This window comes from Psychroserpens mesophilus (assembly GCF_000826645.1).
In the GTDB taxonomy this organism is placed as follows: Bacteria; Bacteroidota; Bacteroidia; order Flavobacteriales; family Flavobacteriaceae; genus Psychroserpens; species Psychroserpens mesophilus.
Map to the genome: position 1 here is coordinate 1 of NZ_JXJP01000039.1, position 9,390 is coordinate 9,390.

Sequence of the window (9,390 nt, forward strand, 5' to 3'; positions counted from 1 at the left end):
CAACGTATTTGTGTATGGTTAGTTGCGTTGACTGGAACTAAGTTAGCAAAAGAAAACGAACCAGAGGAAAATCCGTAGGATTTTCCGAGTACACACAGACTGAGCAATTAATTATACACATTGTTGTGGCCAGTTAGTTTTCCAATATTATTTCTCCTATCTGATGATTTTCTGGTAAGTTTATAATGTCCTCTAAAGTTAGGATGTATTTATTCTTGAAATTCTCATTAAATTTTACTTTATATTTTTTGATTGAATAAGAAAAACCTACATCAAATAAGCCTGCATCATCAGGTCTTAAGCCATATGATGAAGAACTATAATTGCTTAATTCTAACTCATCAGTTAATTGTTCTTTTATTTCAGCAAATTCAATTCCATCAGGTTTTACACCTCCAATAGTATGTGAATAACCTGAATCATTTTCATTATCTTTTTTATTGGATACATTGCTTATAAGTTGTTCTAAGATTAGATATTTTTGACCATTAAATTCGGTAAGTCTTAACCATAAACCGCTTTCAAACGGTAACTCTGGAAATACATTTATGTCAATAGAATTAGTTTTGTGTTTTTTACCATTAAATTCAAATTCGAAAGGTCCAACTTTATATTTTTTCGCTTCTTGAAATATTATAACTCTATCAAAACCTCTTGACTGTATTCCGTGTATAGAATTTTCTTTGGTTAATTCGATATTATCTCCTAACTCATTTTTCACATATTCTGTAAAGAAATCAAGACTAATTGACATAGTCACTTTTTGTCCAACTCTCGGAGCAGGATTATCAATTTCAATTTTTGCAGTTTCTTGTCCAAATGTATAAATGGAACATAAAATTAGTAGTAAGAGAATTTTTTTGTTCATGTTTTGGTTTAATTGGCTACAACGTGTTCGTGTGATGATTAGTTACGGAAAAGGACATGGGGCGTTTTCCGATAAGCACTAAGTTAATTAATTTCAAGGGATTTTCCGATAGGTAAATCAGCAGTAATTAATTATACACGTTGTTGTGCTTTCGTTATTTTTCTGTATTTATTTCATCAATTTCCATTATTGCCAATTTTAATGATTCTAGATACCATTCCAATTGCTTGAAATGATGATAAACGTCATTTAGAAATTCAGTCAATTGTTCCGGCGTCATTTCACGAAATTTTCCCGTCCTTCTTTCATAGCTATATTTTTTACTTAAAAAATCCCATCTCTCGTCTAAAATCCGACCGTTATCAATCAACCTATCATAAGTTGAATTATATAATTTAACTACTTTTTGAACTAATTTCTTATTTTGAAAAATAGATATTTGATTTCCTGATTCAGCTGATTCATACGAGCCAGATATAGGATAAAATGTCCGTTGGCTTCTGAAATAAATTTTGAATATAGAGTCTAAAGATTTTCTATCGTTATTATAAAGATTTTGTAAGTTGTCATTCAGGATTTCATAGGCTACGATTCTCGGTTCGTTGAGTTTTATTACTCTCTTAATAAAAGCTTTATCTTGTTTCAAGTCATTTTTTAAGCTTGTGATAAATTCTTTTTCAGTTATGGATTGTTTTCTTGATTCATTCCAATTGTTAATTTGTAGAGCAATGAGTATTCCAATAACAACAAGAAAAATCTCTCCGATTGCATAAATCAAATAATTACTGAATTTATTTTCAGTCAGCATTTTTTGTCTAATTTTTCTAAAGAACTTTATCATTGGTTAGTGGTTTCTGATAATGAAGCACAACTTGTTTGTGTAAGCGTCAGTAACGGGAAAAAGCGTTAGTATTTTTCCACTGACTTAGCTAATTTAGTTAAAAAGACTGAATTTCCGCTAGGGAATTCAGTAGTTATTGCGTTTACACATTGTTGGCAGTTGTTATTCTTTTGTCCAATTTTCAATAGTTCCATCATCTTTAATCCAAATTTCTAAGTATACATCTTCTGAAATTGGGATTCCTTTGTCTTTAATAATATCGAACTTTAATAATTTGAGTGCATTCGTTATTTTATCAATACAATAATGATATTCATCAGGATTGAAAAACAATCCTTGGTCTTCATCGTTTACGAATAGTTTAACTTCACTTACTTTGCCCATAGCATCTATCGTTATAGTATAAGTTTCTGAACAATCGTAATCCTTATTATTAATCCAACTATCTCTAATTAATTCTTCAAAAATAATATCAGTGATTTTGTCTTTATACCTTCGATTTATTCCGTTAGGTTTGTCAACATAATTCTTCACATCATAGTGACTTAAAACTTTACCATTGAAAATGTCAATTATCGTTTCTTCTTCAAAAATTCTGTAGAAAATTCGATCATATCGAAGCATTTTATCCCTAATTGGAAAATTTAGGGTTCCATTAAACCAATTCACGAAAACTCTGCCATTTTTTAATTTGTTTCCAAATATTCTTTTCATTTTTTTGCGAGATTTCTTGATGTCGATGGAACCACTACCAAGTTCATGACAATCAATTATATTAACTAAAAACAAACTATCATTCTCAATTTTATAAATTGCTTGATATCCTCTCCAACAATTTGGACTTGCTCCATCTCTGAAGGAAAAACCAAATAATCTTTCGGTTTTTTTAGGAATATATCTATGTAAATATGATTCCAAAATTAAATTGTAAGTTCGAATTGTATCGTTTTGAAAAATTATGAAATCTGGTTCTTGAGAGCTAGAGTATCCACTTAAATACGTTAGAAGAAATAATAATGATGAAAGAATTTTCTTTTTCATAGGTTAAAAGTTATGTTCAATCAAAGATATCTTTAAAATGAAGTAAATCGCAACGTTAATTAGGTAATCAAGAATATCATTTAGGGAATGAGTAAATAATTACTGCCAACGTGCTTGTGTATGATTATGTTGCGGATTGAGCCGAAGCTGTTTTAGCTTCGGATGAGCCACTTTTGGCGAAAAATCCGCTGGAGGAAAATAGCAAGGCGTTGACTTGTATATTTTCCGATAACATAAATATACAAATTGTAGATGAAATTTCTCTGCATAACTTATAGTAGCAATTAATTATACACGTTGTTAGCCTTTCGTTATTTCTCTCTTTGAACCAATTCGGCTTTAATTTGTTCCTGAACATCCTTATTCTCTTTTATTGCTCTATCATAATTATGGTTCATCCAATTATAGAACGTAATAGCTCGTTTTAATGCTTCTTGAAAGTAAATATTATTCTGTGCTTCCGATAGGTTCACAGGTTCTGACAGTCTTTGATTTTTGCCATCGCTAAATACTGACTTGACATTCTTGTAGATTTCACTCATATGCAAATTCTTTATTGGCTCATAATCCATTCTTAAATCTTCAGTGACATAAAAATACTTGAAATCGTATAATTCTGAAATGGCAATTCTAAGCGAGTCATTGTGAATAATGTCAATCCCTTTAGATTTTAGGTTTTCATAGGCAACAGTTATTGGTTCAAATGTGCCTCTACCTGATAATCTTGCATAAGAAAATCTTAACGAATCAGTTAATGGTGTTTTCCGAACTAAATGTTCCAAAATTACTGTATTATGTTTTATTTGATTTTCATTAAACCTAATCTTTGAATTAAGGTTAATAACATCCTTTTCAAGATTTATTTGAATTTCACTTAATATATTCGATTCAAGTTTGCGTTCTATTCTGTTGTTATTCCAATTATTAATTTGTAGAGCCAAAAGAATACCTATCATTACCAAAATAATTTCACCAATAGCATACTTTAAATACTTTCCTATTTTATTTTTTTCCATAAGGTCGTATCTTATTTTTCTAAAGAATTTTATCATTTATTTAGTGGTTGGTTTTAATGAAGGCTAACGTGTTCGTGTAATGATTAGTTACGGAAAAGGGTGTTAGTCGTTTTCCGATAAGTTACTAAGTTAATTAATTTCAAGGGATTTTCCGATAGGTAAATCAGCAGTAATTAATTATACACGTTGTTGGCATTAGTTTTTTTTAATTCAGTTAATGTTGTTATGTGTTCCTCGGACATTTTGTGTGTTATAGCAGGTTTCTCATACATTTGATGTTCTCCACTTTTTATATTTCCTAATTGTATGAATTCTTTCATAGAACCATTATTTATTATTCTAACATAGGAACAACTGTCAAGCCATTTAATCCGATTTAGTTTGTCTTCCAATCCAATAGCTTTAATAAGTTCAAAATCTTTATTGTTTTCTGAGTATCGAATAATAGTATCGATTCCATTTATGAAAGTCCCATATTTTATTTTATTGCAATCTATTGGATTGGAAACAAATTCTATTTTATCTTTTTCTAACATGGATTGTGGTTCGTTTTTAATATGATTAGTAAAAAAAACTTGATTAATAATTAAGAAAATAGGTAATCCAATACTAAATAAAATATGCGTGATGTAAAATCCGATTGCGCTAATTCCGAAACTTTCTTTTTTATTAATTGCTGCGTAAACAATTAAATAGATAAATAAGGTTCCAGCTATTATTGTTGTCCAAGTTCGAATTGAGTCATTCGATATGAAATTAGTGTTGTATCCTAAAAGGATGAACAAATAAAATGCAAAACCAAAAAAGATTGGACGAATTATTGATTTTAGGATTTCTTTCATTCAAATTAATGCCAACGTGTTCGTGTAATGATTAGTTACGGAAAAGGGCGTTAGTCGTTTTCCGATAAGGACTAAGTTAATTAATTTCAAGGATTTTCCGATAGGTAAATCAGCAGTAATTAATTATACACGTTGTTGTAAACTGTTTTATTCGCAGATTAAATTATAATCTTCAATCAATTCTATTAAATTTTTGGGTTCATAAATTTCACTCTCTATAAAAGATAAAATATCTTGACAATCGGAAAAATATTGTTTTGTTTGGTATGTGAAGTTATCAGGTTTTCGCGGATTTACGATGCATGTTGCTTTATTTTCGCCATTTCTTAGCACAAAATATTGATAATTTTGATCAATATAGTTAATCGGCTGTGGAATCATTAATTGATTATTATCAGCACTGTTCTGTGTAGCAGGAATTGTGACATTATATTGAGTAGTTGTGCTTAGTCTTTTATTGTCAGTTGTGTTCAGTGGAGCTGGAATTGTGACATCATATTGAGTAGTTGTAGTTGATTGATTAGGATAAGCTCCATTAAAAGAATTGTGTTCAAGAGAAACAACTCTAGCGTATAATTTTGCTTTTCCGCTAACAATTAGTTCCATTAAAACATATCTGTTATTAGATATTGGAACATATTGATATTCAGCAATTGCAAATTGTTCATCACCAAATATCACTTTATCCAATTCCTCACTGCCATATTTTATGGTAGAAGATTTTCTGTTTTTCTTGTATTTGAACTTAGTAGTTCCAATAGAAACCATGCCGCCAGAATGCATTGGAAACTTGACCAAACCACGAAATGTTCGTCCATCCTTTAAAATAACCTTGGCAGGAGTCCATTCGTATTGAGCGTGCGTTACGAAAACACTGAGAATTATCAGAATGGATAGTAAGTTTTTTGTCATTTCAAAATAAAATTGTTTACAACGTGCTTGTGTATGATTTGTGCGGCTGAGAATCCGTAGGATTTTCAGATGTAGCAAATCAGATGATTAAATATATGAATTTTCCAATGAAGTTTAATTAAAGCATGAATTATACACGTTGTTAGCTGTAGTATTTTATTTCTTTTCCTTTTAAGTTCCCTTTATAAATAGTCACGGCAAATTCAAATTCAAATAGGTTCATAAAATTTCCATTTTCAGGTGAGAAAATTAAAGTATATAATATACTCAGTTTATCAAAAAGTAAATCAAAATTCTGGATTAAAGATTTCGCATTTATTTCTAACCAATCCGTTTTATCAATCAGTAGTTGATTCTTGATTAAAATTTTTTCTGTTTTTTGATCCAAAACCCATTTTTTAATTTCGCTTTTTACGTTTGATTCTTCATCAATTGTTTTAAATCTTAATTCCGTAAAAATTGGTTTTTCAGGTTTGTCAATCAGAGCTGGATTAGCAATATTTTCTATATTAATATCTAAATCTGTAATTTTTACTAATTCGGATTCTATAATATTTAATTCCGCCAAAAATTGATTCAGAGTATTTTCTTTTTTTTCAAGATTAACTCGATTTTCATATTCAGCTTTTTTTTGCTTTAAATATTCTATTCTGGTCGTTTCAGACATATTACAGCTAACGGTTTTGTGTATGGCTCGTTGCAGAAAATCAGCTATGATTTTCCGCCGTAACCTAAAGATAGCAAATTGCAATGAATTCCGATTAGGAATTCAGCCGCAATGAGCTATACACGTTGTTGTAACCAGTTATACTAGAAAGGAATGTCTTCATCTTCGTTTCCAAAATCATTATTTTCTTCATTTAATCCCTCTAAATCTTTTAAAAAAAATCCATTTTCATCTTCATCAGGATCATAATCATAATATGCAAGATTAATAAACTCATAGTCTGGGTCTATTAATTCATCAAGTAATTCAAGACCTAATTCAGGGTTGTTAGATTTAAGGTTGAAATCACCTTCTTTATACTTTTCCAGTAATTTATCAGAATATAACTCGCCAAAAACACCCCAAGAATGAAATGAAATTAGATCTGATCTACTTAGCATTGTTTCTTTGAGTATATCCCATGTATGAAAACCTTCCATTCTAGGTGCACAAAAGTCTTCTAAAAACTCTCTACCTGTTTGGGTTATGGAAATTAAAGATTCACCATGACCATTTGGATCAAAATCTTTAAGAATATCTACAAATTTTTCTGTAATTGAATTGGGCTCGAAATCTTCATCATGAAATAATCTTTCAAGGGATTGAAATGGTGAAAAATTTATTATTGTTATACTATAAGGCGCAAGACTTAAATCCCAATTATCTTTCCAAAGAAATGCAAATCCATGATTTCTTTGTGAATTCCCTTTAGTTGCCATAGCACTAATTGCAGTATTCATTTGTTCTATATGAGGATCTAATCTGGTTCTGTTATCAGGTTCTTTATATAAGTTGTGGTCATATAAGCATAGTTGATATCCACCAAGATGTTGGTATCCAATTTTTAATGAGATGTTATCTTCTATGATAGAATCTATGTCAAGTATATTTAATTTTATTTCACCATTACTTTTTATAGGTTCAAGACAAATCACATTTCTTTGAACCCAAAAAATTTCATGAAAAATATAATGTCTAATTAATGTTGGCCATTCAGGTGAAATTATTACGTTCACAATATCGCCATCTGAAATAAATGGTACATAAGATTTTACCTCACTTGCATATGCTCCTAATTCTGTACCTCCTTCTCTTGTAGCATGTCCCGAATTTTTTATCTCAACTATTACAACACTTTCGGTTTCAAGTGCATAAAGTAAAAAATCTGGTTTTAAAGAGTCTCCTTTTTTGAATGAAATATTTTCATCTTCGGAAATTACTGATGTATTATCCAAAGATTTGAAAGAATGTGAGAAACTTTGAAATATTTTTTTAGAAGCTAAACAGTTAGGTTCGTATTTTTCAAATTCTTCAACATTCAGAATAAGATCAGTTAAGTTCTTTTCCTTAGAAAATTCATCACTTAACCATTTTTGCATATCTTTTTCTGAATTGAAAAACTCCTTACTCATGCTTTTTCTTTAATTGGTTACAACGTGTTTGTGTAAGGTTTGTTGCGGGATTTTAGCCTTGCGTTTTGGCGCTCGGCTGAGCCTTTTTTGGCGAAAATTCCGTTTGGAAACAAAACGCAAGGCTAAACTTACCGAAATGTTTCTTAAGTAAATGTACTAAAGTTTTTGCAATTATTATTCCGATGGAATAGAGAAGTAGCAATTAACTTTACACGTTGTTACCACACGTTTTTTAAATTCCATTCCCTTTAATCATAACTAAAATTATCGCTATTGAAATTCCGATCGAAGAAGCGATAACATTCTTATTAATCAATTCCGTTTTCTCAATTCCATAAATATTATTACTAATTTTCTTTTTGTTCATAAGTATTATGATCACGAGCAAGAGTAAGAATCCGAAAACATACAGAGCAATTATGCTTTTTTTCGTTATTTCGGTAAATGTCGCAAGAAAAGCTAAGTTCGCAATTAGAAAATAGAAATAGGATAGAATTAAAATCCAACCAATTTTTCTATTTGTGAAAATTCCAATAATTGGAATTAACAAAATAAGAGAAGGTCTTAAATAATAATTGTTCGTAGCAATTTGTATATATTCAGTTAATTTGTTTGCATTCAAGTCTCCAAGATTGTAGTAGTGGTCAATTGTATTCGAAACTCCATAAATCAAAGAGAAGATAAATATGCACACAATAGAAAGCTTAATTATTAAAATCAAATAATTTTCTTTTATATGTTTTGCTGTTATTCTCAAATGTGTGGTAACGAGTTTGTGTAAGGTTTGTTGCGGGATTTTAGCCTTGCGTTTTGGCGTTAGGCTGAGCCTTTTTTGGCGAAAATTCCGTTTGGAAACAAAACGCAAGGCTAAACTTAACAAAATGTTTCTTAAGTAAATGTACTAAAGTTTTTGTAATTATTATTCCGATGGAATAGAGAAGTAGCAATTAACTTTACACGTTGTTGTGTGTAGTTTTGTTTTAATAAATGTAACTATTTAAAGTTCATAATAATAACAAGCAACTACTGGATTTTGATCAATATTTTCGTTTGGCATTATAGGTACAAATTTAAAAAATTCGCAACTTGAGTTGGGCAGAAGGTTATTGCATTCTCCAGTAATATTGTAGTTCATAGGATTATTGTTTGCAAAAAAAGTTACAATAACTCTACCGTCAAGGATTTCAGAATCTGTTTTATTACTAACAGTTGCTCTTATTATATAACCTATTTGATTATTTGTATCTAATTCTGTAACAGTAACATTATTTATAACGACTTCTTTAATTTGTTTAATACCATCGCATACTGCAAAGTTTACACTCTTATTGTCAATTTCCTCTTTATTACAAGAAGTTATTCCAAATATTACTAAAACTGTAATTAATATTTTTTTTAACATAGCTTTTATTAGTGTAGATGCAGAAATTTAAAAAAGGTTGCGTGTAAATTACACACAACGTGTTCGTGTAATGGCTAGTTGCGTTGGCTAGAACTAAGTTAGCAAAAAGAAACTAACCATTAGGAAAATCCGCTAGGATTTTCCGAGTACACACAGACCAAGCAATTAGTTATACACGTTGTTGTACACAGTTTTTCATTTTTTCAGCTAAATCTTTTATGTGATATTCTATATTTTCTACATCTCGATAATTTTTATAGATATAAATTATATCAGTTTTGGCCTCTTTACAATTATTTTTTCCAATGTGGTTTAATGCTCTATTAACATGAGCAGAAGATAAGGTGTTT

At 29.8% G+C, this 9,390-nt stretch carries 11 protein-coding genes; all 11 read right to left on the minus strand.

Annotated features, from left to right (window positions below; all coding sequences use genetic code 11):
- Positions 1–133: 133 nt before the first annotated feature.
- Positions 134–868 (minus strand): hypothetical protein, encoded by a 735-nt coding sequence (locus TD18_RS16210; RefSeq protein WP_040254767.1) that lies wholly within the window; start codon positions 866–868, stop codon positions 134–136.
- Between the two features lie 154 nt (positions 869–1,022).
- Entirely contained in the window at positions 1,023–1,709 is a 687-nt protein-coding gene (locus TD18_RS16905) for a DUF6090 family protein (RefSeq protein ID WP_052461231.1), read from the minus strand.
- A gap of 162 nt (positions 1,710–1,871) precedes the next feature.
- Positions 1,872–2,750: a hypothetical protein gene (locus TD18_RS16220; RefSeq protein WP_052461232.1), complete on the minus strand. Its 879-nt coding sequence runs from the start codon at positions 2,748–2,750 to the stop codon at positions 1,872–1,874.
- 311 nt (positions 2,751–3,061) lie between these two features.
- Positions 3,062–3,766 (minus strand): DUF6090 family protein, encoded by a 705-nt coding sequence (locus TD18_RS16910; RefSeq protein WP_052461233.1) that lies wholly within the window; start codon positions 3,764–3,766, stop codon positions 3,062–3,064.
- Between the two features lie 173 nt (positions 3,767–3,939).
- Positions 3,940–4,608, minus strand: coding sequence for a hypothetical protein (locus TD18_RS16230; RefSeq protein ID WP_040254769.1), 669 nt, complete (start codon positions 4,606–4,608; stop codon positions 3,940–3,942).
- Positions 4,609–4,755: 147 nt separating this feature from the next.
- A complete protein-coding gene (locus TD18_RS16235) occupies positions 4,756–5,520 on the minus strand; it encodes a hypothetical protein (protein ID WP_040254771.1) in 765 nt (254 codons plus the stop codon).
- Positions 5,521–5,662: 142 nt separating this feature from the next.
- Positions 5,663–6,187, minus strand: a complete 525-nt coding sequence (locus TD18_RS16240; protein ID WP_040254773.1) for a hypothetical protein — start codon at positions 6,185–6,187, stop codon at positions 5,663–5,665.
- A gap of 143 nt (positions 6,188–6,330) precedes the next feature.
- Positions 6,331–7,638, minus strand: coding sequence for a hypothetical protein (locus TD18_RS16245; RefSeq protein WP_040254774.1), 1,308 nt, complete (start codon positions 7,636–7,638; stop codon positions 6,331–6,333).
- Between the two features lie 232 nt (positions 7,639–7,870).
- A complete protein-coding gene (locus TD18_RS16250) occupies positions 7,871–8,518 on the minus strand; it encodes a hypothetical protein (protein ID WP_152611405.1) in 648 nt (215 codons plus the stop codon).
- Between the two features lie 117 nt (positions 8,519–8,635).
- Positions 8,636–9,040, minus strand: coding sequence for a hypothetical protein (locus TD18_RS16255; protein WP_040254777.1), 405 nt, complete (start codon positions 9,038–9,040; stop codon positions 8,636–8,638).
- Between the two features lie 169 nt (positions 9,041–9,209).
- A partial coding sequence (locus TD18_RS17465) for a hypothetical protein (RefSeq protein WP_040254779.1) occupies positions 9,210–9,390 on the minus strand: 181 nt, incomplete at its 5' end.

Coding starts and splice junctions, on each gene's coding strand:
- TD18_RS16230 (WP_040254769.1), bottom strand. CDS start 4,608: ATGAAAGAAATCCTAAAATCAATAATTCGTCCAATCTTTTTTGGTTTT.
- TD18_RS16220 (WP_052461232.1), bottom strand. CDS start 2,750: ATGAAAAAGAAAATTCTTTCATCATTATTATTTCTTCTAACGTATTTA.
- TD18_RS16210 (WP_040254767.1), bottom strand. CDS start 868: ATGAACAAAAAAATTCTCTTACTACTAATTTTATGTTCCATTTATACA.
- TD18_RS16255 (WP_040254777.1), bottom strand. CDS start 9,040: ATGTTAAAAAAAATATTAATTACAGTTTTAGTAATATTTGGAATAACT.
- TD18_RS16905 (WP_052461231.1), bottom strand. CDS start 1,709: ATGATAAAGTTCTTTAGAAAAATTAGACAAAAAATGCTGACTGAAAAT.
- TD18_RS16240 (WP_040254773.1), bottom strand. CDS start 6,187: ATGTCTGAAACGACCAGAATAGAATATTTAAAGCAAAAAAAAGCTGAA.
- TD18_RS16245 (WP_040254774.1), bottom strand. CDS start 7,638: ATGAGTAAGGAGTTTTTCAATTCAGAAAAAGATATGCAAAAATGGTTA.
- TD18_RS16910 (WP_052461233.1), bottom strand. CDS start 3,766: ATGGAAAAAAATAAAATAGGAAAGTATTTAAAGTATGCTATTGGTGAA.
- TD18_RS16235 (WP_040254771.1), bottom strand. CDS start 5,520: ATGACAAAAAACTTACTATCCATTCTGATAATTCTCAGTGTTTTCGTA.